The 24,869-nt window shown below is 61.1% G+C and carries 23 protein-coding genes; 7 read left to right on the plus strand and 16 right to left on the minus strand.

The features are described 5' to 3' along the window. Positions 1-128: 128 nt before the first annotated feature. Positions 129-371, minus strand: coding sequence for a CDGSH iron-sulfur domain-containing protein (locus tag CFI11_RS06945; RefSeq protein ID WP_130404386.1), 243 nt, complete (start codon positions 369-371; stop codon positions 129-131). 76 nt (positions 372-447) lie between these two features. On the opposite strand from CFI11_RS06945, the gene CFI11_RS06950 reads away from it, so the two are divergent. Then, on the plus strand, positions 448-1,293 hold the full coding sequence (locus CFI11_RS06950) for a TauD/TfdA family dioxygenase (RefSeq protein WP_130404388.1): 846 nt from the start codon (positions 448-450) through the stop codon (positions 1,291-1,293). Here the strand turns inward: CFI11_RS06950 and CFI11_RS06955 are convergent. After that, entirely contained in the window at positions 1,290-2,084 is a 795-nt protein-coding gene (locus tag CFI11_RS06955) for a Stf0 family sulfotransferase (protein ID WP_130404390.1), read from the minus strand. The two genes, CFI11_RS06950 and CFI11_RS06955, sit on opposite strands and share 4 nt — an antisense overlap. Continuing rightward, the gene (gene rimO / locus CFI11_RS06960; protein ID WP_130404392.1) at positions 2,081-3,481 is read right to left on the minus strand and encodes a 30S ribosomal protein S12 methylthiotransferase RimO; all 1,401 of its coding nucleotides are present in this window, start codon (positions 3,479-3,481) and stop codon (positions 2,081-2,083) included. Before rimO ends, CFI11_RS06955 begins: the two co-directional genes overlap by 4 nt. A 102-nt stretch (positions 3,482-3,583) precedes the next feature. Between rimO and CFI11_RS06965 the strand changes: the two genes are divergently transcribed. After that, on the plus strand, positions 3,584-5,548 hold the full coding sequence (locus tag CFI11_RS06965; RefSeq protein ID WP_130404394.1) for an AsmA family protein: 1,965 nt from the start codon (positions 3,584-3,586) through the stop codon (positions 5,546-5,548). A 186-nt stretch (positions 5,549-5,734) separates the two neighbouring features. On the opposite strand, the gene CFI11_RS06970 is transcribed toward CFI11_RS06965, so the two are convergent. From CFI11_RS06970 to CFI11_RS06990, 5 genes are all read right to left on the minus strand, one after another. Further along, positions 5,735-7,231, minus strand: coding sequence for a phosphomannomutase/phosphoglucomutase (locus tag CFI11_RS06970; protein ID WP_130404396.1), 1,497 nt, complete (start codon positions 7,229-7,231; stop codon positions 5,735-5,737). A 30-nt stretch (positions 7,232-7,261) separates the two neighbouring features. Then, a complete protein-coding gene (gene kdsA, locus CFI11_RS06975) occupies positions 7,262-8,095 on the minus strand; it encodes a 3-deoxy-8-phosphooctulonate synthase (RefSeq protein WP_130404398.1) in 834 nt (277 codons plus the stop codon). Next, on the minus strand, positions 8,095-9,801 hold the full coding sequence (locus CFI11_RS06980; protein ID WP_130404400.1) for a capsule biosynthesis protein: 1,707 nt from the start codon (positions 9,799-9,801) through the stop codon (positions 8,095-8,097). The genes kdsA and CFI11_RS06980 overlap by 1 nt, the downstream gene beginning before the upstream one ends. Next, positions 9,779-10,438: an ABC transporter ATP-binding protein gene (locus CFI11_RS06985; RefSeq protein ID WP_130404402.1), complete on the minus strand. Its 660-nt coding sequence runs from the start codon at positions 10,436-10,438 to the stop codon at positions 9,779-9,781. Before CFI11_RS06985 ends, CFI11_RS06980 begins: the two co-directional genes overlap by 23 nt. Before the next feature lie 167 nt (positions 10,439-10,605). Then, complete coding sequence (locus tag CFI11_RS06990) at positions 10,606-11,853, minus strand: Na+/H+ antiporter NhaA (protein ID WP_130404404.1); 1,248 nt, start codon at positions 11,851-11,853, stop codon at positions 10,606-10,608. Positions 11,854-12,006: 153 nt separating this feature from the next. On the opposite strand from CFI11_RS06990, the gene CFI11_RS06995 reads away from it, so the two are divergent. The 3 genes from CFI11_RS06995 to CFI11_RS07005 all read left to right on the plus strand — a co-directional run bounded on the left by CFI11_RS06995 (position 12,007) and on the right by CFI11_RS07005 (position 14,055). Next, positions 12,007-12,600, plus strand: a complete 594-nt coding sequence (locus CFI11_RS06995; RefSeq protein ID WP_130404406.1) for a uracil-DNA glycosylase family protein — start codon at positions 12,007-12,009, stop codon at positions 12,598-12,600. After that, on the plus strand, positions 12,597-13,388 hold the full coding sequence (locus tag CFI11_RS07000; RefSeq protein WP_130404408.1) for an SseB family protein: 792 nt from the start codon (positions 12,597-12,599) through the stop codon (positions 13,386-13,388). Before CFI11_RS06995 ends, CFI11_RS07000 begins: the two co-directional genes overlap by 4 nt. Positions 13,389-13,536: 148 nt before the next feature. Next, the gene (locus CFI11_RS07005; protein WP_130404410.1) at positions 13,537-14,055 is read left to right on the plus strand and encodes a YHS domain-containing (seleno)protein; all 519 of its coding nucleotides are present in this window, start codon (positions 13,537-13,539) and stop codon (positions 14,053-14,055) included. A gap of 202 nt (positions 14,056-14,257) precedes the next feature. On the opposite strand, the gene CFI11_RS07010 is transcribed toward CFI11_RS07005, so the two are convergent. Both CFI11_RS07010 and CFI11_RS07015 read right to left on the minus strand, forming a co-directional pair. After that, positions 14,258-14,698 carry a glyoxalase superfamily protein gene (locus CFI11_RS07010; RefSeq protein ID WP_130404412.1) on the minus strand — a complete coding sequence of 147 codons (441 nt, stop codon included), beginning with the start codon at positions 14,696-14,698 and terminating at the stop codon, positions 14,258-14,260. A gap of 179 nt (positions 14,699-14,877) precedes the next feature. Next, positions 14,878-15,453 (minus strand): GcrA family cell cycle regulator, encoded by a 576-nt coding sequence (locus tag CFI11_RS07015; RefSeq protein ID WP_130404414.1) that lies wholly within the window; start codon positions 15,451-15,453, stop codon positions 14,878-14,880. A gap of 126 nt (positions 15,454-15,579) precedes the next feature. Here CFI11_RS07015 and CFI11_RS07020 point away from each other — a divergent pair, with 126 nt between their 5' ends. Beyond that, positions 15,580-16,380 (plus strand): ABC transporter permease, encoded by an 801-nt coding sequence (locus CFI11_RS07020; protein WP_254449041.1) that lies wholly within the window; start codon positions 15,580-15,582, stop codon positions 16,378-16,380. On the opposite strand, the gene CFI11_RS07025 is transcribed toward CFI11_RS07020, so the two are convergent. From CFI11_RS07025 to CFI11_RS07035, 3 genes are read right to left on the minus strand one after another with little or no spacing between them, the layout of a single operon-like run. Next, entirely contained in the window at positions 16,370-17,251 is an 882-nt protein-coding gene (locus tag CFI11_RS07025; RefSeq protein ID WP_130404416.1) for a DMT family transporter, read from the minus strand. The genes CFI11_RS07020 and CFI11_RS07025 overlap by 11 nt on opposite strands. A gap of 41 nt (positions 17,252-17,292) precedes the next feature. Then, positions 17,293-18,522 carry an MFS transporter gene (locus CFI11_RS07030; RefSeq protein WP_130404418.1) on the minus strand — a complete coding sequence of 410 codons (1,230 nt, stop codon included), beginning with the start codon at positions 18,520-18,522 and terminating at the stop codon, positions 17,293-17,295. A gap of 51 nt (positions 18,523-18,573) precedes the next feature. Further along, positions 18,574-19,137, minus strand: a complete 564-nt coding sequence (locus tag CFI11_RS07035) for a glyoxalase superfamily protein (protein ID WP_130404420.1) — start codon at positions 19,135-19,137, stop codon at positions 18,574-18,576. 291 nt (positions 19,138-19,428) lie between these two features. Between CFI11_RS07035 and CFI11_RS07040 the strand changes: the two genes are divergently transcribed. After that, positions 19,429-19,752 carry a multidrug efflux SMR transporter gene (locus CFI11_RS07040; protein WP_130404422.1) on the plus strand — a complete coding sequence of 108 codons (324 nt, stop codon included), beginning with the start codon at positions 19,429-19,431 and terminating at the stop codon, positions 19,750-19,752. Positions 19,753-19,754: 2 nt separating this feature from the next. Here CFI11_RS07040 and CFI11_RS07045 read toward each other — a convergent pair whose 3' ends face one another. The 3 genes from CFI11_RS07045 to CFI11_RS07055 all read right to left on the minus strand — a co-directional run bounded on the left by CFI11_RS07045 (position 19,755) and on the right by CFI11_RS07055 (position 24,605). After that, positions 19,755-20,249: a hypothetical protein gene (locus CFI11_RS07045; RefSeq protein WP_130404424.1), complete on the minus strand. Its 495-nt coding sequence runs from the start codon at positions 20,247-20,249 to the stop codon at positions 19,755-19,757. A gap of 161 nt (positions 20,250-20,410) precedes the next feature. After that, positions 20,411-23,527 (minus strand): efflux RND transporter permease subunit, encoded by a 3,117-nt coding sequence (locus CFI11_RS07050; RefSeq protein WP_130404426.1) that lies wholly within the window; start codon positions 23,525-23,527, stop codon positions 20,411-20,413. A gap of 4 nt (positions 23,528-23,531) precedes the next feature. Then, the gene (locus tag CFI11_RS07055; RefSeq protein WP_130404428.1) at positions 23,532-24,605 is read right to left on the minus strand and encodes an efflux RND transporter periplasmic adaptor subunit; all 1,074 of its coding nucleotides are present in this window, start codon (positions 24,603-24,605) and stop codon (positions 23,532-23,534) included. Between the last annotated feature and the right edge of the window lie 264 nt (positions 24,606-24,869).

Below are 24,869 nucleotides of genomic sequence, written 5' to 3' on the forward strand. Positions count from 1 at the left end.
GCGACATCCGTGTCGGATCTGCTGAAAAGCTAGCGCCTGTCTTTCCTGGCGCATCACCTCGAAGTGCAATCCGCACCGTGGGATGAAACCGTCCGTTGCGCGACCGGTCCAAGTGCGCGGACCTTCGGCTAAAGCGCGTTGTGACTTCCGTCGCAAAGCGGGCTTGTCTGGCTTGCCTTGCACCCGCAAAAGAACACCGTTTTGTCGGCGGGTGCGGTATATTTCACTGGCTGGAATTCGGTATCATTGTGCGCGCCGTCGCAAAACGGTTGGTTGGCGGATTTACCGCAGGCACACCAGAAATAGGTTTTTCCTTCGACAACGTCGACTTTGTAAGGTGCTTTTTGCGCGATGGTGGGCGTCTCTGACATTGGGCTCTCCAGGTTGGGATGGCTTGACAGTGGTGCGGGCGGTCTCCAGCTTTATCCGGTAACATAGGGGGAGACGATGCAGTGTCATCCGATCACCGGCGTGTTCGGGGCCGAGGTTACCGGTATTGATCTGAATGCGCCTTCGGCTGAGTTTGCGGACGGGCTGCGGGCCGCTTTGGCGGAGCATCTGGTGATTGTCCTGCGCAATCAGCCGATTGGTGTGGATGCGCATCGCGCGTTGGTCAGAGTATTTGGCGAGCCTGCGGTGAACCCCTACGCGCCCGGGCCGCCCGAGCATCCCGAAATGACCTATATCGTGAAAGAGGCCGAAGAACGCACCGGCGTGTTTGGCGGTGGATGGCACACCGATCTCAGCTTTCTTGCGCATCCGCCGGGTGGGTCGGTTCTGGCGGCGCTGGAGATCCCGCCTTATGGGGGTGACACGATGTTTTGCTCTCAGCAAGCGGCTTGGGCCTCTCTGCCGGAGCCTTTGAAGATGCTTCTTGACGGTCGCCGGGTGGCCCATGTGGGCAAACCTTACGGTGTCAAATGGGCCCCTCCAGTGGAAGAGCAGGCGATGAAGGGCAATACGCGCCGCGGCGACCCCGAAGCGGATGTCGAGCGCTGGCATCCCGCCGTGCTGACCCATCCGGTGACCGGGCGCAAGGGGCTCTATGTGAACCCGACCTATGCGCTTCGTATCGAAGGGATGAGCGAGGAGATGAGCGCACCGATCCTGCAGCAGATCTTTGCGCATTGCGCGCTGCCGGAACACTGCCTGCGCCTGCGCTGGTCCGCGGATATGGTGGTGATCTGGGATAACTTCTCGACCCAGCACTATGCGATCAATGACTATCACGGCTACCGGCGCGAGATGCGTCGTGCGACCTTTCAAAATGACGGTTTGGCGGCCTGGGCCTAGACAGGCCGGGTCGTTCCATCTTGAGGGCCTGGACCGCCAAGGCGTTCCGATTTGAATCGGTCTATCCAGCTTTGGCTGGTTGCATCCGCAAGTTTCGCAACCGGTAGGGTCAACTCCCGCGCCGCTGCGGGATCCCGCCCGAGATATCTCAGAACCCGCGCGACGGTCGCAAGCGGATTGGCTGAAAGCGCTTCATACGTGATGTGGAGCGGCTGCAGCCCTTGGTGATCGAACCAGGCCGCCCATGCATCGTCGGACGCCTGAAACGCGTCGTAATGCTGTTGGATCAGTGCTGGATCATAGCAAGGCTCCTGGTGCGGCGAGAGTCGTTCGATTTCTGTCCCGTCCGGCGCCTTGTGCCAAAGGCCTGTCTGGATTGCTTTTACGACAGACACGGCCTGCGCCGCCTTGTCGGCGCGTGTCAACCGGATGTAGCGTGTCGGGCCAAACGCGGCTTCGATGCGGGCGACATCGTTGGGATAGCCCGGATACACCAGATCAAGCTGGTCCATAAAAAAATCAAAGCTCTTTCGCATCAAACGCAGGCCGAACATATCGGTCTGTCCCGATCCCTCTTTGATTGCGGCCGCCAGAACGGCGCGCAAGGTCTCTTCCTGGCTGGCGGTCCCGTCAATCTCGATGTCGAGAAAACGGGCCCAATCTTCCACCGATGATCGGTGAAAGTAGGAGTGTGGATGGCCGGCGACGCCTGTTGCGCCCAAAAGACGGCAGAGCAATGTGCTGCCGCTGCGTGGTGTGGCGCATATGATATACGCTGCCCTGGCCGTCATCGCGTGAGGGAAACGGGTTTGCCCCAAAGGTCGTATTCCCCGGCTTCGTCAACCTCCACCGTCACAATGTCACCGGGCGAAAGCGCCTCGAACCCCTCGTCGATGAAGAGGTTGCCGTCAATCTCCGGGGCATCGCCCATGGTGCGGCAGGTCGCGGAGTCGGCGTCGATGTCGTCGACGATGACTTGCAGCTTGGTGCCGACTTTCGCGGCAAGGCGCGCCTCCGAAATGGTCTGGGCCTTCGCCATGAAGCGGTTCCACCGGTCCTGCTTGACGTCTTCGGGGACGTGATCGGGCAGGGCGTTGGAGCGGGCGCCAGCGACATTTTCATATTTAAAGCAGCCGACCCGGTCGAGCTGCGCTTCGTCCAGCCAGTCAAGCAGCGTCTGAAACTCCGCCTCCGTCTCACCGGGATAGCCGACGATAAACGTGGAACGCAGCGTGATGTCAGGGCAAATCGCGCGCCATGCCGCGATTTCGTCCAGTGTGCGCGCGGCGGCAGCAGGGCGTGCCATGCGTTTCAATACGTCCGGATGCGCATGCTGGAAGGGAATGTCGAGATAGGGCAGAAGACCGTTTTCCGGATCCGCCATCAGGGGGATCAGCTCTCGCACATGGGGGTAGGGGTAGACATAGTGGAGCCGGACCCAGGCCTCGACCTGACCCAGCGCCCGCGCGAGCGGGAGAATTGGAAACGCTGCATCGCCCCCTTGGCGCGCCTCTTCGCGGCTGCGCGTGTCGGTCCCGTAGGCGGATGTATCCTGCGAGATCACAAGTAACTCGCGAACCCCGCTTTCAACCAGCTTTTCCGCCTCGCGCAAGACGGCCTTCTGGGGACGCGATGCAAGCTTGCCGCGCATGTCGGGGATGATGCAGAACTTGCAGCTGTGATTGCAGCCTTCTGAAATCTTGAGATAGCTGTAGTGGCGCGGGGTGAGTTTGACGCCAGAGGCCGGCAACAGGTCCACGAACGGGTCGGGATCGGGCGGTACGGCGCCATGAACGGCATCGAGGACCTGTTCATATTGGTGAGGTCCTGTCACAGCCAGCACCTTGGGGTGCGCACCGGTGATGTAATCGGGTTCGGCGCCCAGGCAGCCGGTGACGATGACGCGACCGTTCTCGGCGAGGGCCTCGCCGATTGCATCCAGGCTTTCGGCCTTGGCGCTGTCAAGAAAGCCGCATGTGTTCACGATGACCGCGTCGGCCCCCGAATAGTCCGAGGAAATGCCATATCCTTCGGCCCGCAGCCTTGTCAGTATGCGTTCGCTGTCGACCAGGGCTTTGGGACAGCCAAGGGACACCATGCCGATGGTGGGCTGGTCGGCGCGCCGCGTCTCGCTCAGGCGGGCGGCTGGCGCGAGATCGGGGCGCAGGTCGGGTGGATTGGTGCTCATGCTCACGCATATACGCAGTGTCGGCGCAAGGGCAAACCCCGTTTGGGTTGCGTGATATGCAACGCAGGGTAAGCTGTTCATAAAAGAGCAGTGGAGGCGTTGATGCGTTGGATTTTTCGTCTGATCGGTGTGGTGGTGCTGGTCGCGGTGATCGCGGCGGGCGCGTTGCTCTTTCTTCCCAAGGAGCGGATTGCCGCCATTGCCGCGGATCAGATCCGGGCCCAGACAGGGCGCGACGTGACCTTCACCGGCGGGCTGGGCCTGACGTTCTGGCCAGTTCTGGGTGTGGAGACGGGACCCGTTCAAATGTCCAACGCCGTCTGGGCGGGACGCGAACCGATGATCCAGGCGGAGCGGTTGGCAATCGGGGTCGATGCCGGCGCCCTGATCGGCGGTGAGATCAAAGTGCGCCATATCGAGGCGGTGCGCCCGGTTGTGCGTCTCTCCGCACGGGCCGATGGCACCGGGAACTGGCAGTTCGAGACAAGCGGGGTGCCCGCAGCCGGAGGGGGCGGAGGGAGCGCTGGCCAAAGCAGCCTTGCCGGCGTGACCCTCGACAAGCTGAGCATCAGCGACGCGCGCATCGTTTACACGGCAGAAGGGGCGGCCCCGCTTGACATGGGGGGCATGGATCTGGATCTGACCTGGCCCGATCCCGGCGGTCCCGCGGATTTCACCCTGGTGGTTCGGCCCGCCGGGGAAGACGTGGCCGCGACGGGTCGTGTCGCGGACGTGCACACCCTGATCGCGGGCGAGGTGGCGCCGATCACCGCCCGTGTGGAGACACAGGGCGGTGCGCTCGACTTTACCGGCCGGGCCAATACCAGCGGAGATGCGGCCGGGCGTGTGACGCTCAGCGCCTCGGACACGGCAAAGATGCTGGGGGCTCTGGGGATCGGCGGAGTGGAACTGCCCGAAGGACTTGGCCGCCGGGCCGAGATGACGGCGGAACTGACGGTAACCCGCGACATGCGCGTTGCCCTGCGGGATCTGGCGCTGGGTCTTGATCAGAATGCTTTAACCGGTGCTGCAGACCTCGCGCTGGGCGGAGACGTGCCGCAGGTGACGGCACAGCTGAAAGCGGGCGCGCTTGACCTTTCCGCGGCGACCGGCGGCGCGGACGGATCGGGCGGAGGAGATGACGCGGCCGCCGGGTCCGGCTGGTCGACGGCGCCGATAGATGCCAGCGCCTTGGCGCTGATGAACGGCTCAATAGCACTTGCAGCCGAGAGCATAGACACCGGGGATTTCCAGCTTGGGCCGTCTCGCCTGACGCTGAGGCTTGATCGTGCGCGGGCTGTTCTGGAGATGACGGAGGTCAACGTTTTCGGCGGCAAGGTGGCGGGAGAGTTGGTGGCCAATAACCGCAGCGGCCTTTCTGTTGGCGGCAATCTGACGGCGGCTGACATCGCGATGGAGCAATTCCTGAAAGACACCGCCGGGATCGAGCGGTTTTCCGGCGCGGCCAATGCCAGCCTGAAGTTTCTCGGCGTGGGGCAATCGATGGACGCGATCATGAAATCCCTGTCCGGCAGCGGCGCGGTCAATATGGGGCATGGCGTCATTGCGGGGATCGACCTCGATCGCCTCATGCGCACCGGTAACGGTCAGGGCGGGACCACCGTCTTCGACAGTTTCAATGCGACCTATGCGATGGACGGCGGTAATCTGGTCAACAGGGACCTTGAGCTTTTGCTCAAGAACTTTCGGGCCGAAGGGGATGGCCGCATCGGTATCGGAGCACAGGATATCGACTATCTCTTCACACCGATTGCATTGCGGGTGAATTCGGGCCAGGGCCTGGCCATTCCGATCCGCATTCGGGGGCCGTGGTCAGGCCCCCGCATCGTGCCTGATCTGAGCGAGGCGCTGCAACTCGATGTCAACGGCAGGGTCGAAGCCGTGCGCGACGATGCCGAACAGCGCGCGAGGGACGAGGTGCGCCAGAAGCTTGAGGAAGAGCTGGATCGAAAGATCGAAGATGGCGAAAACGTTGAAGAAGCGATCAAGGATCGCCTGGAGAATGAGCTGAAGCAGGGGCTTCGCGGTCTGCTCGGTGGGAACTGATTACACGCGAGGGCAGGCGTCCGTTCAGCCCGCAGGCTTGCTCCCATTGGGTGTCGATCTGCATGCCTGTGCTTGGACCGAAACTGTGTCTCTCGGCGTATGGTGGCACGGACGAAGAAAAGACATCTCTTACAACGTCCGTGCCGTTCTGAAACATTGTGATCACCCAAGGGGCAATCAGGTTTATCAGAGCGTTTGGTCGTAATCGCCCACATCGGGCTCGGTGCGGATGACCGCGTCAATATCCGCGAAGATCGCACGCAACTCTGCGTCGCTTTCCGGGCTTTCGCAGACAACGACAAGGTTTGGCGTGTTCGATGAGGCGCGGACAAGGCCCCATCCGCCGTTCTCCAGGATCACGCGGGCGCCGTTCACCGTCACGACCTCTTTGATCGCGCGTCCGCCGACCGTCTCGCCGGCCTCGTGCTTGGCCACCAGCTTGGCCACGAGGCGTTCCAGAATGTCGTACTTCTCGGTATCCGCGGCATAGGGGGACATGGTGGGTGAGGAGTAGGTCTTGGGCAGTGCCTTGCGCAGGTCCGACATCGACATGTCCGGATTGCGGTCCATCAGCTTGCAGATCTCGACCGCGACGCGCATGCCGCAATCATAACCCCGTCCGATGGGTTCAGCCAAAAAGTAATGCCCCGACTTTTCAAAGCCGGCCAGCGCGCCGATCTCTTTCACGCGGCGCTTCATGTGGGAATGGCCGGTCTTCCAGTAATCCGCTTTTACGCCGTGTTTCTGCAATTCCGGATCAGAGGCGAACAGGCCGGTCGACTTTACGTCGGCCACAAAGGTCGCGTTGGGATGAAGCTTGGCGAGGTCGCGTGCCATGATCACGCCCACCTTGTCGGCGAAGATCTCTTCGCCTTCGTCGTCCACAACCCCGCAGCGGTCCCCGTCGCCGTCAAAGCCCAACGCCAGATCCGCGCCCGATGCCTTCACCGAGGCCGCCATGTCATGCAGCATCTCCATGGCTTCGGGATTGGGGTTGTAGTTGGGGAACGTGTAGTCGAGCGCATTGTGGCTTTCGACAACCTCCACACCCAAACGGCGGAAAAGCTCGGGCGCGAACGCCGAGGCCGTGCCGTTTCCGGTTGCACAGACAACCTTGAGCGGGCGGGTCATCTTGAAATCGCCGACAAGGTCGTCAAGATAGGCTTCTTTCACCCCATCGACGAATTCGTACTTACCGCCATCCCGGGCGACGCCTTCGCCGCCCAGCACGATATCGCGCAGCTCTCCCATTTCGTCAGGGCCGTGTGTCAGAGGGCGGTCAAAGCCCATTTTCACACCGGTCCATCCATTGGGATTGTGCGAGGCCGTCACCATCGCCACCGCCGGAACGTCCAGATGGAACTGGCTGAAATAGGCCATGGGCGACAGGGCCGGGCCGATGTCTTTGACATGGATGCCAGCCTGCATCAGGCCCAGGATCAGGGCGTTCTTGATCGAAAGCGAATAGTCGCGATAGTCGTTGCCGACAGCGATGACGGGCGCGATGCCGCGCTTGTGCATCTGGGTGCCGAGGCCCAGGCCGAGGGCTGTCATCCCCGGCAGATTGATCTCTTCTGGATAGAGCCAGCGGGCGTCGTATTCACGAAAACCTGTCGGTTTGATCATCGCATCACGCAGGAATTCCCACGTGTTCGGCGTCACCTCTGGGGCGGGTTTGGTCATCTGGAAAGATCTCTTTTTACTGAGAGTGGGTCAAATGCGAACAGGGTTTGCCTTAGCAAGCCCGTCAAATGCCATCAATGTTTCAATGAGGGACTTCATGTCGCTGAGCGGGATCATGTTCGGTCCGTCCGACGGCGCGGTATCGGGGTCTTCGTGGGTTTCGATGAACACGGCGGCAACGCCAATGGCCACGGCAGCGCGGGCCATGACCGGGGCGAATTCCCGCTGCCCTCCGCTCGAGCCGCCCTTGCCGCCGGGTTGCTGCACCGAATGGGTCGCGTCCATCACCACGGGATAACCGGTCTGGGCCATTTGCGGCAGTGACCGCATGTCGGCCACCATGGTGTTATAGCCAAAGGACACACCACGTTCGGTCAGCAGGATACGGGTATTGCCGGTGCTTTCGATCTTGGAGATCACGTTGGGCATGTCCCAGGGGGCCAGAAACTGGCCTTTCTTGACGTTGACCGCCGCACCCGTCTCTCCCGCCGCAAGCAGGAGGTCGGTCTGGCGGCAGAGGAAGGCGGGAATTTGCAGCATATCGACGGCTTCGGCTGCCGGGACGCATTGATCGGGCGCGTGCACATCGGTCAAAACCGGCACGTCCACGGCCTTTCCCACATCCGAGAGGACCTTTAGTCCCTCATCCTGCCCCATGCCGCGCGGGCCTGAGATGGAGGTGCGGTTGGCTTTGTCGTAGGACGCCTTGAAAATATACTGCGCCCCGACCGCATCGCACACCTCTTTCATGTGGCCTGCGATCATCTGGGCGTGGTCGGATGTCTGCAAGGCGCAGGGCCCTGCGATCACCGTCAGGGGGCGATCATTGCCGATGTTCAAATCGGCCACAGCAACATGTTTCATCAAGAGGTTACCTGTTCTCTCAGGATTGATGCGGTCAACGAGATCATCAGGTAAATGCCGCCAAAGACAAGGAATGCCAAGATGGTGTTTTCAAAGGCCCTTGGATAGCTCGGCTCTTGCGAGGCAACGGGGATCACGGATGTTTCCAGATATCTGACCTGGCGGTTGGCCTCCATGCGGGTCTGTTCGACCTGTTGCAAGGCCGATTGCAGCAGCATGTCGCGACTGGCCAGATCGGCTTGCGCCATCTGGATCCGCACCGACAGCGAGGCCAGGGAATTCTCGCCCTTGCTGGCATCGGTCATCCGTGTGTTCAACTCCGCCAAAAGGGCATTCATGCGCCGAATATCCGCGCGCGCGCCATCCACGCGGGACTGGTTGGGGCGCGCATTGTCAAGAAGCGCTGCTAATTGCAGCTGTTTTTCCTGCAATTGCATTTCAATCGTATTGATCTGACTGCGGATGCTGGCAATGGCGGCCTCCGGATCCAGCAGGGCCCCCTGAACCTGCAGGTCCACCAGACGCTCCTGCGCCGCGCGGCGTTCATCCTGCGCGAGTTCGAAACTCTCCAGCGCGTCCTGCATCTGGTCGCCGCGCTTTTTCTGCGACAGATTGTTCACGCGCTCTTCGGCGTAAAAGATCAGCCGTTCGGAGAAATCGGCCGCGACTTGCGGGTTGGCGGCGGCGACTTCCATGCGGATGACCCCCTCGGTGGGATCATAGCCGATCTTCACGTTTTTCTTGTAGGTCCGGTACGCCTCTTCGTTCGTGGGATCGGTGCCCAGCCGCTGGATCGGGTCGATCCATTCCTGTGTGAAATGCGACTTGAACCCGACATCGTTGTCGAGCCGCAGCATGGCATCCTTGGACTGGAGATAGGATTGCACGGCGATCGCGTCCTGATTGGTGGCGAATTGCGTGCCGCTGAGCAAACCACCAATGCCCGATCCGCCAGCATTGTCCGCCTGTAGGATCAGGAATTCGGACTTGGTGGCATACATCGGCGTTGCCACCGCATAGAAATACCAACCCGCGATGAAGGTGGGCAGAAACACGAAAAAGGACAGCCGCGTCAGCAGCAGGCCGAGCTTCCTGCGGCGACGTTTCGCGATGTCTTGCTGGATCTGACTGATTTCGCGGTTGCGCTGTTCAGAGGGGCTCAGATCCGTCGAGGGCAAGGTTTGCCGATCCGTTGGCACGGTTTGCGGCAACTGAACCCGCGCGGACCCCGCGCCGCCAGGCTGGGCCGGCAGACCCGCGAAGGCATCCGGCGCACCGCCCTCGTGCTGCTCGCCACCGGCTTGCGGCACGACAAGCTCTAGCATGTTGGCGCGTTTGAAGGGGTCTATCCCTTTTTCACGCAACAACCGCACGGCATCGAAATCGGATGTGGCAGGCAGGCCGTGCTTTTGGGCCACGCGCCGCGCCATGCGCAATTGCCGACCGGTGAGACCCTCGCGCCGGATCGCGTCAATGTCGGTGGCCCCCCGAACCTCCTCCGAGGACATGACCTGTCCGCGCAGGCTCGCTTCTTCCGAAGGGCCCGGTCCCGGAACCGGGCGTGGTGTGGCGGCCTTTGGTTGTTCCGGCGTGTTTGCGCCGCGCTGTGTTGTCTGCGCGCGCATTTCCGCAGGCGAGGGCGTGGCGGAGCCAGCCTCGGTCACTCGGCGGATGCGAAACTTCTTAGCTTTGGGTTTCGTAGTCATAAAGCCGTTTCGCCTCTTCCAAGGAATCGAATTGATAGAGCTGACCGTTCATCAAAACCGCCGCAGAGCGGGCGAACTTCTCAAGCGTCTGAGGTTGATGCGAGACGATGACAATCGTCGTGGTGCGCAGTCTTTCCTGCAGGATGGCCCCTGCCTTCCGATTGAATTCGGCATCTGTCGTCGAGGGCATGCCCTCGTCAATGAGATAGATGTCGAAATCAAGCGCCAGCATCAGCGAAAAGGCGAAACGGGCCCGCATGCCCGCCGAATAAGTGCCCAGGGGCTGGTCGAAATATTCTTCCAGACCGCACAACCAACGGCAAAACGCCTCCACATAATCAGGGTCAAGACCATAGAGCTTGGCGATATACCGGCAATTCTCCATCGCGGAGACTTTCGAGACAACGCCCCCCATAAAGCCGAGCGGGAAGGAAATGTTGCAACTGCGCCGGATTTCGCCCTCGTCGGGCTTTTCCAGACCGGCCATCATGTTGATCAGCGTGGTCTTGCCGGTCCCGTTCGGCGCCAGGATGCCCATCGAGCGGCCAAGTTCCACCCGGAAGGAGACACCATCGAGGATCACCTTTCGCTGGGTGCCCGTCCAGAAGGACTTGCTGACATTGACAAACTCTAGCATCCAAGCTCCGGCGCTGCGCTGCACCCGCGATCATAAAAAGGTCCGGTTCGGTCTCTCTTAACAGAGGTGTCTTAACCGTTTACGTGCGGAGTTGGGCCATATTATGTCTAAATCGAAGAGAATTGTACATTGCGTTCGATGAACGAGCGGCCCTGCGCCAGGGGCGCCTAAACGCTTTGTTTTTCGACCTTGAACACCTTTCCCGCGGCAAAGCTGACAAGGGCTGCGGCAAAACTGAACAACGCCCCCATTTTGGCGGCATCCTGCACCGGTCCTGCATCGAACGCGACCGAGGCCACGAAAAGGGATACGGTAAATCCGATTGCCGCAACGCAGCCGATCACGACAAGATCGACGATCCGCATACCTTGAGGGATCCCCAGTCGCAGGGGCACTGCCGCAACCCAGCCAAAGATCAGGATGCCCACCGGTTTGCCGACAAGGAGTCCGGCCAGCACAAGCCAGGTCGCATCACCGATCGAGCTGAATTCGACACCGGCATTCAGCAGTCCGAAGAAGAACAGGATAACCTCGACCGGGTGCTTCAGCGCGTGTTCGATCTGATTGAGAAGATCCGTCAGATATGCCTCCGCTCCGGAAAAGATGCCAAAGGCGCGGTCGGCATGCGGGATTGTCGGTACGATCGGCAACAAACCAAGCGCCGGGTGCAAGCCTGACATCATGAAGCCGTACCAACTGGCACATCCGCCCACCAGATAGGGCAGGAAGTGCAGCTTCTTACGCACCCATGTCGAGTTAGGGCGCGCCTGATTGCCCCGATCCAGCGTGCGCGGCAGCCAGTTGAAGAGAACATAGACCAGCAACGCGGCCCCAAAGGAGAAGAGGAGCCAGACCGGCGCAAGCTCTCCCGAAGGGTAAAAGACCGCGAGAATGATCAACCCGACCGCATCATCGGCGATGGCCAGCAGCAAAAGGAAGCGCACCGCGGGGTGACCTGCGCCGAAAACCAGCCGTCCGACAAGGTAGGAGAATGCAATATCCGTGGCCGTCGGAATGGCCCAGCCGTTGGCGACAGCGTTATAGGTGTCCGATCCCAGCAGCGCCGCGAGACCAAGATAGACCGCGATCGGGCCAAACATGCCACCCGCTGTTGCGAAAAGTGGCGTCGCCGCTTTCTTTCCCCGAAGTGAGCCGTTTTTGAGGATCACGGCTTCCCACACTTCCTTCGCCGCAATCGCAAAGAAAAGCGCCATGAGCACGTCGTTTACAAGGTAATGAAGTGTCAGCGTTCGGTGACCGTGATGGTAATGTCCGATGGGCGCATGATCCCAGATCACGAATTCGACGAAATGATGATATCCCTCCGCATCGATATTCGCCCAGACAAGCGCAATGACGGCGCCAATAATTAGCAAGAGAGAGTAATTGGTCAGGAATGTCCAAACACGATACATCAGCGCTGTCCCTTTGTGTTTTTGACCGGAGGGGTAAGCGATTTACACGTTTGGAGCAACATCCGGGGCAAGGCACGGGGCGATCAGACGCATAGCACCGTCGCGTGGCGGAGCGATTGCGAAGTTGGGCGCGCTGTGAAAGATATGCCGCAAATGCCTGATATCGATACTTTGCCAGACCGAATTCGCGCGTGTCGTTTATGCGCTGACCGTTTCGCCGGCACCGCGACGGCGCATACGCCAAAACCGGTTGTCTGGTTCCGTCCGGGCGCCCGCGTCTTGATCGCCGGTCAGGCCCCGGGGGCACGGGTGCATGCGTCGGGGCGCCCCTTTACAGACCCGTCCGGGGACCGGTTGCGCGACTGGATGCAGGTGGATCAAGCGACGTTTTACGACAAAAGCCGCGTGGCAATCGTGCCTATGGCGTTCTGTTTTCCCGGGTACGACGATCGCAATGCGGATCTGCCGCCCCCCGCCATTTGCGCAAGGACCTGGCATGATCAGGTCATGGACGCCCTGGGTCATCTCGACTTGATCCTTCTTGTCGGCGGGCATGCCCATCGTTGGCATCTGGGCGGCAAGGCGTCAGTGACGGAAACCGTGTCTAACTGGCGCAGGCATGCGCCGCGCGTCTTTGCCTTGCCGCACCCGTCATGGCGCAATACGGGCTGGTTGAAGAAAAACACCTGGTTCGAGGCAGACCTGCTGCCGGTGATGCGGGCCAGGGTTCATGAGGTTCTGGGATGACCGAGACGACACCGCTGGATCTGGCCCATGCGGCCATGGACGCGACGCCGGACGACGAAACCGCCCGTTTGCGCTTTTATGAACGGCTCGCGGACAGCGAGCTCTTTCTGCTTCTTGCCGAAGAGGCGAAAGGCGAAAATATCGTGCCCGAACTCTTCGAGTTGTCGGATGGCCCTTTTGTCCTGGTGTTTGACCGCGAAGAGCGGTTGGCCGCTTTCGTCGGTCGGCCCGCGCCCTATGCGGCTTTGTCCGGGCGTGCGATTACAGCGATGCTGGCGGGGCAGGGCTTTGGAATGGGGGTCAATCTCGAAGTGGCCCCATCTGCGATGCTGGTGCCGCCAGAGGCCGTTGCCTGGCTCGAGCAGACGCTCGGCCATGCGCCACAAGCGGTTGAGGCGCGGATTTCGGCCTTTGTGCCGCCCGGCGCCCTGCCTGAGCGTTTGCTGACCGCGCTTGACGCGAAACTCGCGACGGCCGGCGGGCTTGCGGATCTGGCCTATCTCGTCGGGACGGAATTCTCCGACGGGACGAAGGGGCACCTGCTGGGCTTTGTGGGCGCGTTGGACGGCGCTGAGGATGCATTGGCGCGCGCAGCGGGAGAAGCCCTGACATTTTCCGGGATCGAGGCGGGGTCGATTGATGTCGGTTTCTTTGCCGCGACCGATGAAGCATCGGGCCGGATGGCCGCGGTCGGCCTGCGGTTCGACTTGCCTGCGCAGGTGAGCGAGAAGCCCGGGCGGCAGGAGCCTCCGGGTAGCAATCCCGACCGGCCGCCAATCCTGCGGTAGAGCATATCCGGGCTAATGTTACAGGAGTGTTCACGACCGCTCTGCCCGGCTCACATAAGCGGGAGGTGGGGTTCGCACTGCGGCCGGAAGGGTGCATTTTCCGTCCATGGCGCGGCGATGGGCCGGCCTTTCAAAGGATGATGACCAGATGAAACGATTTGCTCTGGCGGCAGCCGCCGCATTTACCTTCGCAACGGGCGCTTTCGCCGGCGAGCAATATGTCGATGAGACCGGTTTTGCCGTGTCCGGTTTTGACGTCGTGGCCTATCGGAGCCTGACACAAAACCCCGTTGGCGCAGCGCAGCCCGCCGCTGTTCCCGGGCGCGCTGACATTACCGCCGAACATAACGGAGCCACGTTCGCCTTCGCATCCGAAGAAAACCGGGACGCATTTCTGCAGCGTCCGGACTTTTATGCTCCGCAATATGACGGTCATTGCGCCTATGGCGTATCGCGCGGCGGGAAGGTTCCGGCCAATCCGAATTTGTGGCGGATTGTCGATGACAAGCTTTATCTGAATATCACCAAGAATGTCGTTGGTTTCTGGGAAGAGGATATTCCCGGGAACATCAATCTGGCCGAAGGGAATTGGCCCGGAATTGAGCCGGATGGTGCATCGGGAAATACGATCCCGAACTTTAGTTCGGATGCGCCCGTTCAGAATTGAGTGATGGCCCGGCGGCTTGCCGCCGGGCCGTTTTCCGTCGCGGAAAACGGCCGGAAAATGATACATTTTCCGAACCGGAATTTGTGACAAATTCCGGCGCCCGGCAGCATCTGGGTCGCGATGCCCGGCAGGTTTGCGTGGCGGGCCAACGACGGGTCGGACCTGTGTCTGATCGTCAGGCGTTGACCGCAGGTGGCCGTGCTCAGTCGAAGCCATCCAAAACGAGATGCGGCACACCATCGGAGGTTTGCCGAAACGACCGGCCATCTATGCCGACAACGCCATTCACCTGACGGCGCCAGGCTGAAAAGCTGGAAAATCGGACAACGTCGATCGGTGCATCAAAGCGGATCGTCACGCGGTAGGCCGGACGGCCGACTGTACGTACAACGCCCTTCAACCACCCTGCGAAGGGGTGTCCCAGGTATCGGCCCGTAACGCGGGATCCAACCTTGAGAGGAACGCCATTCTCTGTCTCACATCTTGACCGCAGCGTGTTCCAGTTCCGCGCACCGTGTTGATGTGCGATCAACTCCAAACTCTCGCTATGGCTCAGTTTTGTACCACGGGCGCCGAGGTCATCCCGCAACCGCCTGGCTTGTCGCTTCAGCCCGGACAGGGAGAGCGTATTGTCGTAGGTCATATCATGCCTCTATCGAAACGGCGTGACATTCCAGACCGGCGGGGCTCGCATTACCGCCCGGTGCGCACGCCGGGACGAAGAGGATCTCAAACGGGATTTCACCAATGCCATGAGCACGCGAGCGGTTGGCATCCCGGACCATGAGCGCCTGCTATCATGCCCGGTTCGGCCGGGTCAAGTCAGCGTCGACGGTCGCGGCGGGAGCTCATCGGCTGGAATGCAACCCCGACATGCGCTTCGCAATAGGGCTTGCCGGTCTGGACCGGAAGGCCGCAAAACCAGAAATCCTCTGTCGCGGGATCTCCGACAGGCCATTTGCAGGTGCGCTCGGTCAGTTCCATCAGGCTGATCTTTTTGGCCTTCTTTTCGACTTCGTTCACTTTGGCCAGGGCTTCCGGGCTGATCTCGTTCGCCGATGGCTGCGGGGGCAGCGGCTGACCCGCCGGAATTATCTGGCGGCGGGTGGGTGTCGCGGGCTTGGTTTCGCTATCGGCGGCAGGCTCCGGACGGGCCGGTTCGGTCTTGGGCTGTGGCTTTGGTTTCACCTCTGCCTTGGGTGCGGCCGGTTTGGCCTTGGCCTCGGGCTTGGCCGCCGCGCTGGCCGCGCCGGTGCGGTTCGACAATCCCAGGCGATGCACCTTGCCGATCACCGCGTTGCGGGTGACCCCGCCCAGTTCTTTGGCGATCTGGCTGGCCGACTGGCCTTCGCCCCACATCTTCTTCAGCAATTCAACGCGCTCATCGGTCCAGGACATGCCCTGCCTCTCCTAGCCAAAAAGCGGCCCCCTTGCGCAAGGCCGCTTTGAAAATCCAGCCCCTATACTAACCAATGAGGGCCGAGTTACAAGGCGTCTCGCGCCGTCCGCATGAAAGGAGCCATCATGACGCAGACAGATATGGGGGTCCGTCGTTTCGGTCACGTGAACTGGCTGGGCCTTTACACGCTGGCCGCCCGTGAAGTGATGCGCTTTCTCTCCGTCTGGACACAGACATTGCTCGCGCCTCTGGTGACGGCGGGACTTTTTCTGGTGATCTTCACCATCGCGATCGGAGCCACGCGGGGGGACGTCATGGGGGTGCCCTTCGTCACGTTTCTGGCGCCCGGGATCATGATGATGACGGTCATTCAGAACGCCTTTGCGAATACGTCATCTTCCATCGTGATTTCGAAGGTGCAGGGCAACATCGTCGATACCCTGATGCCGCCCCTGTCCGGAGGGGAGTTGGTGCTGGGCTATCTTGCGGGCGGTGTGGCCCGTGGGCTGATCGTGGCTCTTATCATCGCGCTGGCATTCTGGCTGGTTCTGGGCCTTGTCCCTGCACACCCTTTGCTGGCCCTTGTCTATGTGCTGCTTGGGGGTGCGTTCATGGGGGCGCTGGGCATCGCGGCCGGTCTTTTTGCAAACAAGTTCGACCAGATGGCGGCGATCACCAATTTCATCGTCACCCCGCTGGCCTTCCTCTCCGGCACGTTCTACTCGGTCGAGGCGCTGCCTCCCGTTCTGAACCAGATCACGCATGCCAATCCGATTTTTTACCTCATAGACGGCCTTCGCTTTGCAATGATCGGCGTATCCGACAGCGCCCCGGCCTTGGGTTTGGTGATTTGCTCGGTCGCGACCCTTGCGATCTCCGCGCTGGCGTGGCGCATGCTGGCGACCGGATACCGGCTCAAGGCCTGATGCGGGCCTCGCGGAAGGCCAGCAAGAAGGCGCCGGCAAGGATCACACAAGCGCCCAGGACCGAGATGAGGTCTGGAACCACCCCGAACCCTGCAAAGTCGTAGAGGGCTGCAAAAACGAGCGTGGCATAGCTGAACGGCGCGACAAAGCTGGCATCCGCGCGGGCCATGCCGTTGACAAAACAGGTCTGCGCGCAGGCCATCATCACGCCCAGCGCAGCCAAACCGGCCCATTGTTCCGGGGTCGGAGGTATCCAGACCGGCAGCATCGCGGCTGTGGCGATCCCAAGGCCGATGGCGTTGTTGACAAAGAGGATCTGGATCGGTGTCTCACGGCCAGACAGCTTCTTGATAAAGATCAGCTCCATACCCATCACCAGGGCCGCCCCCAGGGCGAGGAGCGCTGCGGGTTGAAAGCTGTCCGGGGTCGGGCGCAGCAGGATCAGCGCCCCGGCAAGCGCGATGGCGGCCGCGCTCCACCGCACCCGTCCGACACGCTCCTGAAGGAGCGGAATGGCCAGCATCATGGCAAAGACCGGATTGAGAAAGCTGATCGCGGTTGCGTCGGCGAGCGGAATATAGGCGACCGAGGCAAACATCAGCGTCACGCCGGCCCAGCCGAAACTTGTCCGTCCGATATGCAGCCGCCAATGGGGGCGTTGCAGCCGGGGGCGGAGGATCACGACCGCCGTCGAAATGGCGAGAAACGCAAAGAGGAAGCGTCCCTGGCTGATTTGCAAAGGATGAAGCGGCGGGCCCAGCGTATCGGTGCCGAGGGCTTTGGCCAGCAAGGTCGTGGCCGCGATAAACGCGGTGGCTGCAACGATAAAACCTGCGGCGAGGGCCGGATTCTGTGCCTTTGGGACGAACATGACCCAGCTATGCGCCTGGCCTTCGTCAGGTGCAAGGGCGGTCAGAGCCGCAAGCGGAACGCACCATAGATCCCAAGCCCCGCGGTTCCGATGGCAGCCAGCAGGAAGGGAAGGGCGATGGCGCTCTCCCGGCCGAGCCCGGGCGCGGCCCGGTCCACGACAATGCCGCCCAGCAAAGCGCCGAAAGGCATCATGCCCCAGCCAAAGAACCGATAGAGGCTGTTGACCCGACCAAGAAGCGCATCCGGTATCAGGCGCTGACGATAGGACACGGTCACGACGTTCCAAAGCAAAGCAGCAAACATCTCAAAAAACAGCGCAACAGCGACGACGAGGGGCGACGTGGTGCTCCAGATCATCAGAAAGGTGATCACAGTGATCGCGAGCGCGAGCAGCAAGCATGTGCGTCCGCCAAGCCGGGCGGCAAGACCGGGACATAGCAATCCACCGGCCACGCCGCCCGCCGCGCCGGCGGTCAGCAAGATGCCATGGCCGGCCGCGCTGAGGCCAAGAACCTCCTGCGAAAAGAGCACGAGCACGGTCAAAGTCGCCATGTGCAGGGCGTTCAGCAGCCCCAGCATCAGGGCCAATTGCAGGATCTTCCGATGCCGCAGAAGCCACACGATCCCTTCACGTGCCTCGATCCAGACCGATCGCCGGGCCGGCGCGACATGGGGTGTGAGCGTCATGCACCAGACAAGCAGCGCGGCCAGCCCAAAGCTGAGCGCGTCAAGCGTGAACGGTGCGGGCACGGCAAGCGCGATCAGCAGCCCCGCAAGAGGTGGGCCCACGAAAGACCCCATGATCTGTTCGACGCTCCACAATTGCCCGTTGGCGCGTTCCAGCGCCGGTTTGGGCACAATCGCGGGCAGGACGGTCTGGGCTGCGTTGTCCCGCACAACTTCTGCACTGCCCAAAAGAAAGGCCAATATGCAAAGCGCCGTGATGTAGATGTGATCCTGCGCCGGAGGAAAAGCGGGCACCGAAAAGATCAACGCGATGACGCCAATGGTGAGACCTGCGCGCAGCAGATCGGCTTGGACCATCAGGCGTTGTCGGTCGACACGATCCGTCCAAACGCCTGCGGGGATCGAGAACAAGAGCCAAGGCAGGCGGGTGGCAAAGGCCACCGCCGCGATCAGCAGCGGGTCGCGGGTGATGAGCGTCGCGAGCCAGGGGAATGCGAGCGCCGAAACCCCATCCCCGAGATTGGAGATCGCGGAGGCGGAAAAAAGCAGCCGGTAATTGCGGAGAGACCATATTGACGTCATGGCCGCATCACGCGCCCGGCTGCATCGTGTTGTCAAGCCGGCTTCGGCCCTTTAGGCGCGGGGGTCGTCGGGCGCATTGGGCTCGCTGATCCGCAGGGCGTTGCCGAAGGGGTCGGACACCGTCATCACCTTTGCATCCCATGGCGCGTCCTCAAGGCCGGGCCTGTTATACCTGTAGGCTTTGGCTTGAAGCTCCTGGTGATAGGCCGCGATACCGCGCATCCAGACGAAGACGGTCACGCCCGGACTTCCATCCCCGTGATGTTCGCTAAGATGCAGACGCACGTTATCGCGAGAGATCTGCATGTAAAGCGGTGCGTTATCACCAAAGCGATGCTCCCAATCGACTTGGAAGCCAAGAAAATCGACATAGAATTCGCGGGCTTTATCCTCGGAAAAGATGCGAATAATGGGGATTGCGCTGCTCAGGCCGGTATCGCCAGGGCTTTTGCCGTCCGACGTTTCGATGCGTGCCGAGAGGACGTTCCAGTCCGGCAGGGCAAATTGCCGGGCAACCAGGTCAAGGCATGCGCCGTGACTAAGCTCGATATCTCTCAGTGCGAGGCCTGCTCGCAAAGATTTCGCCATCGCTTTGGCGTCCAGAAAAGTCCGCATTTTGATTGATCCTTTGTCATCGCGGCGAACGGAAAGAAGATCAGTGCCTGCTTTGCCGACCCGTTCGCCCCAAGCTGAAGGATCAAAGTTTGAAAGCTACATTCACCGGACCAGAAGGCGCAGGCGGCAGGCCGTAGCAGCCACGCCGGACGATACGGGCAAAGCCCTTCTCGTTCAACAGAAAGATCCCAAGATCACCTGCAGGGTTCTCGCGTGTCGCCACACCCATTGCGCTGTCTTGTCGGAATGGTCTAGCTGATCGGCACATGCAGCTTTTCGAAAGGCCCCTCGATGCCCTGGCTCTTCCTTGCGATCGCGATCACCGGAGAGGTTATTGCGACAACTGCGCTCAAGTCGTCCGAAGGGTTTACCCGCCTTTGGCCCAGCGTAACCTCCGTGCTCGGTTACATGGTGGCCTTTTACTTTCTATCGCTGGTTCTGAAGACAATCCCGGTCGGCATCGCCTACGCCATCTGGGCCGGGGCGGGTGTTGCGATGGTCGCCATTATTGGCGCGGTTCTCTTCGGTCAGAAACTCGATCTTGCGGCAATCGTCGGCATTTCGATGATCGTCGGAGGTGTCGTGATCCTGAACACGTTGTCCAAGGCAATCTAGGTTCAGAACACCGTCCCGTCGTCACCCAACATCGCAGAGAGCTGGCCATCGATCAGCTCGTCAAGCGCGTTCAGGCTTTCCCACCAGGCCCAGATGCGTTCGACACTGGCATCGCCCTCGGTCAGGATCGTATCGGCTTCGGTCAGCGCCAGCGCCCAGGCTTCGGAAAAGGCAACCAGTGCCATGTCCTGACTTTTGGTCAGCGTCATCTCGTTCAGTTCAAGCACGTGGCGTTCGACCTGTGCCGCCTCGCTTGAGAATTCCTCCCGCGCGTCCGACGCGATCAACTCGGGCAGATCAGGGGTTGCCGCGACCATAAGCGCACCCGCTGCTTTGGCCATATGTGCTTCGAGCTTACCGAAACCGGCATAGACGTTCAGGGTTTCCGCAGGCGACAGCGTCGGTTCGGTCTCTTCCGCCTCGGAACTGCTCTGCGCCAGAACCGGCGCGGTGATCGCGAGGAGGAGAGCAAGGGCTACTACGGGCGTTCGGATCACGTCATGCCTCCGGTGGACTTCAAAAACTCGCCTTGACGATAGGATGCCGCTGGTCCTGCTTCAAATCGGCCCGTTCCTGTCGGCGAACCCCCGCCGGGCGAAGGCGGACGCCGGTTTGAAATTGCGCAAGTGTCCGACGGCAAGGCGCGGGTGCCGCCGGATCATTCGGCCGCGACCCGCAGATCGGGAGAGGCCTGTCCCGCCTCGCTTTCGGATCGGCGCGCGCGCGCGTCCTGCGCTTCTGCACGGCGCTCCTTTCGCAGATACGTGTGGTAAAGCACCGGCACGCCGATCAGGGTGAGCACCGAAGCAAACCCAAGGCCCGCCATGATGGAAACCGCCATCGAGGCAAAGAAGGCATCCCAAAGCAGGGGGACCATGCCAAGTATCGTGGTTGCTGCGGCCAGGATCACCGGTCTCAGGCGGCTGACCGAGGCGACGACAATGGCTTCGGTCTGGGCCAGCCCGTTCTCGCCTTTTTGCGCATCGATCTCCTCGACCAAGACGATGGCATTCTTGATCAGCATGCCCGAAAGGCTGAGCAGACCCAGAAGGGCTGTGAAACTGAAGGGCAGGTTCGTGAAAAGAAGCCCCAAAGCCACGCCGTTTACCGCCATTGGTACGATGGTCCAGATCACGGCGGTCTGGCGGAGCTTGCCAAAAAGCAGCACGGTAATCAGCAGCATCGTGCCGAAGGAAAGGGGCATCTGCTGGCCGAGACTGGCCTGCGCCTGGCTCGCGCTTTCGAACTCACCCCCCCATTCCAGGCGGTAACCTGGCGGCAGTTCAAGCGCTTCGATGGCTGGTCGGACTTCGGCGAAGGCCGTGGGCGGCAGGATACCCGGCGCTGCAAAGGCTTGCACGCTGACGGTTGGTTGCCGGTCGCGCCGTTCGATCAAGGTGTCGCGCGACAGGACAGAGAAGCTGTCGATGACCTGGGCAAGCGAGGTATATGCCTCGGCCGATGGCGCATAGACCAGTTGGTCAAGGATCTGGCCGTCCTCTGTCATTTCATCGCGGGGGGTGCGGATGACGACCGGGATCAACCGCTCCCTCTCCCGGATGCCGCCCGCGGGGATCCCATCGCTGGCCAGCGCAATTGCTGTGGCCACGTCACTGCGTGTCACGCCCAGAGATTGCGCCCGCTCGGTGGCAAATACCGGTCGTGTGACAAGCTCTCTCTCTCGCCAGTCGATACGCTCGGTTTGCAGAAGATCGGTTTGCGTCTCGAAAATTCTTTGTGCCTCCAGCGCAAGGGCGCGCAGCACGTCCGGATCCGGGCCGGAAAAGCGTGCTTCCACATCTGCCCCCACGGGTGGTCCATAGATGATTTGCTGCACCCGTGTTTCGGCCCATGGCACAGCTTGCAGGGCAAAGGCCGCAAGCTCTGTGCGCAGCGCCGGTATTGCCTCCGGCGCGGAGGCGCGGATGACCAGCTGGCCATAGGCCGGATCTTCCTCCTCCGGCTCGTAGGTCAGGAGAAAGCGGCTCACGCTGCGGCCGATTGTGCTGGTGACGTCGGTGACGTCGTCACGCGTCAGGAGCCAATCCTCGATGACGGCGAGGTCGCGAGAGGCCTGGTGAATGGATGTCCCCTGCGCGGCCTGATAATTGAGGTAGAAGATCGGCGTGTTGGCGGGTGGAAAGAACTGCTGGCGCACCATGCCAAATGCCGCCAGACAGGCAACGGTGCCACCAACAAGAGCCACGATCACCAGCCATCGGATGCGCAACGCACCGCGAACGACCTTGCCATAGGCGCGGAAAAAGAACGTGTCGTAAGGATCGCGTGCGCCGCCTTCGGTCACACGGAACAGATAGCTGGCCAGAAGCGGCGTGACCGTGATCGCCAGAAGCCACGATAACATCAGCGAGATACCGATCACCGCGAAGAGAGAGAACAGGAACTCACCAGAGCTGTCCGGGCTAAGGCCAATCCCGGCGAACGCCATGATGCCGATGATGGTTGCACCCAAAAGCGGGATCTGTGTTCTGCGGGCGACCTCTTCGGCGGCGTCACGGGCCTTGCGCCCGCGTCGCATTTCCACCTGCATGCCTTCGGCGACCACGATGGCATTGTCGACCAGCATCCCCATGGCAATGATCAGGGCGCCCAGGCTGATCCGTTCCACCTTGATATCAAAAAGCGACATGAAGAAGAACGTGAAGCTGACTGTCAGCAGCAGAGAAACACCGACCACGATCGCCGCGCGCCATCCCATGAAGAGCGCAAGAACACCGATCACCACCCCCACCGACAAGGCAAGGCTTTGCAGAAAGTCGGCGTTGGCCGTTTCGACCACGCGGTGCTGCTCGTAAATCGGGTCAAGCGAGACGCCGAGCGGCAGCAGGGGCTTGATCTCTTCCAGCCGCTGTTCGACCCGTTCCCCGACCGTCACGATGTTTTCGGAGGTCAGTCCAGCGACGCCGATTGTGAAAGCCTCGGTCCCGTTGTGGCGCACGATATGCGAAGGCTCGTCATCGCGGCTTCGGTAGACGCGGGCAATGTCGGTCAGATTGATCACTTCGCCCGCGACCCCGAAATTCAGGGCTTGGATCTCTGAAACACTGTCATCGGCCTTTGGGGCCTCGACCTGAACATTGCGTGTGGTGTTGTCGGTGGTGCCTGTTGGGACGACCGCGTCCGCCGCGCCGATGGCATCAAGCAACACACCGGGTGAAACGCCGAGACTGCGGAGTGACTGGCTCGATGGCTCGACATAGATCACCTCCTCCGGCAGTCCGAGAACCTCGGCATTCGCAACGCCCTGAACGCTCAGCAATTCGCGCCTGAGGAAGGTGGCAATCTCCCAAACTTCCGCGTCCGAGAAGCCGGGTGCGGTGATCGCATAGTAAAGGCCGAAAACGTCGCCAAAACTGTCATTGATGATCGGTGTGACCGCACCGTCCGGCAGGTCGGGCCTGACATTCTCGACCCGGTCGCGCAGATCATCCCAGATCTGAGGTAGCTCTGTCCCGTCGTAGATATCCTTGACTTCGACGGTTATGACAGACAGGCCCGGCGTATTGCGAGAGCGGATATAGTTCACCTCGTCCAGTTGCTGAATCTCGGCTTCCAGCACCTCGGACACCTCCGTCGCAACCTCACTTGCCGAGGCGCCGGGAAATGGCGTGATCACCAGGGCGGATTTAAGGGTGAAGACCGGATCCTCCAGCTTGCCCACCGACATGTATCCCGCTGCGCCACCGAAGAGACAAAACAGGATCAAGAGCCACGTATAGAGCGGTTTTTCAATTGACAGGCGTGCAATCTTCATCCGCTCAATCCTCTTCCACGGTGAGGCCGATGTAGCGGCGTACGGTCTGGCCGTCGGTCAGAAGATGCCCTCCGACAGCGACGATTTCGGTGCCTGGATCAATCCCGGTCACGACAAAGCTTGTTCCGGTCTCACTCTGGACCTCGACAGGGTGTCGGCGCACTTTTGCGCGGTCGTTTCCGGTCGTGTCGAACACCATGACCGAGGCTGACCGGTCCGCGCCGGACAGAAGCGCGGAGACCGGCAGTTCGATGCCGTCCCGTGTGACGGGCACCGAAGCGGTGACGGTCACAGTACCGCCCGGAACCAGGAAGGGGCTTTCGATTTTGGGAAAGGCAAGGCTGACAGTATAGCTTTGACCGATGCGACCGGTTTCTGCATGGAACTCTACATAGCGTAACGGCACCGGGTCTTCGAAACCGGGAAGACGCGTTTCGAACGTGATGCCTTCGATCGCTACGGCGCGGGCCAAGAGCCGCTCGGGCAACTCGAACGAGACCTGCACCTCGGACATGTCGTGGAGCCGCAGGATGGGCTGCCCCTGCGGGACGTTGGTGAAATTGGGGGTCAGTCTTTGGGCGACAAGGCCGTCAAACGGGGCCACAATCTGCGTGTCGGAAAGGGCATCGCGCGCCTCCCGCAGGGCGACCTTTGCCAGATCGCGGGCCGTTTCGGCATCCTGAGCCCGCACCTGGGACGCAACATTGCTTTGCGCCAGCGTGCGGGCGCGTTGAAGGTCCCGCTCTGCCTGATCCAGCGACAATTCCGCCCGGCGTACGGCGCGTTCGAACGGAACGGGATCCAAAGCTGCGAGAACGGCGCCCTTTGGAACCCGCGCGCCCTCTGTGGCGTTCACCACATTCATATGACCACTCACCTCGAAGGAGAGTTCCACCGTCTCTCGCGCTTCGATCCGTCCAAAAAACTGGCGGGTTTGGCGTGTCCTGGGCTCATCCGCCTTTATCAGGCGCACCGACGGCACGACGTTGCGACCGTCCTCAGCCGCGCCCGGCGAAGTGACAAGGATCGTTGAAAAGAGCGCGCCGAGGAGCGCGTTGAACCGGGCAGAGTATCTCATCGCAGCGTTTCCTGTTTCTCAAGCAAGTCTTCCGACCGTTCGGTAGGCATCTAAGTGAAGAACAAAGGTCGTCAATGGCGCTGGGGCGAAAAAGTGTCGGATCCACGATGCGGACGAACCCGTGCATGACAGCCCGTGCGGGAGCCTGCATTTGATGGCACGTCAGGCATGCCCGAGAGATCCGGATTTCATCTAATAAATTGATTTTATTAGTGTTAAGTGGTGAGCGTCGTTCCGAACTCATCGCAATGCGGGGCGGATAAC

This window comes from Thalassococcus sp. S3 (assembly GCF_004216475.1).
Classification (GTDB): Bacteria; Pseudomonadota; Alphaproteobacteria; order Rhodobacterales; family Rhodobacteraceae.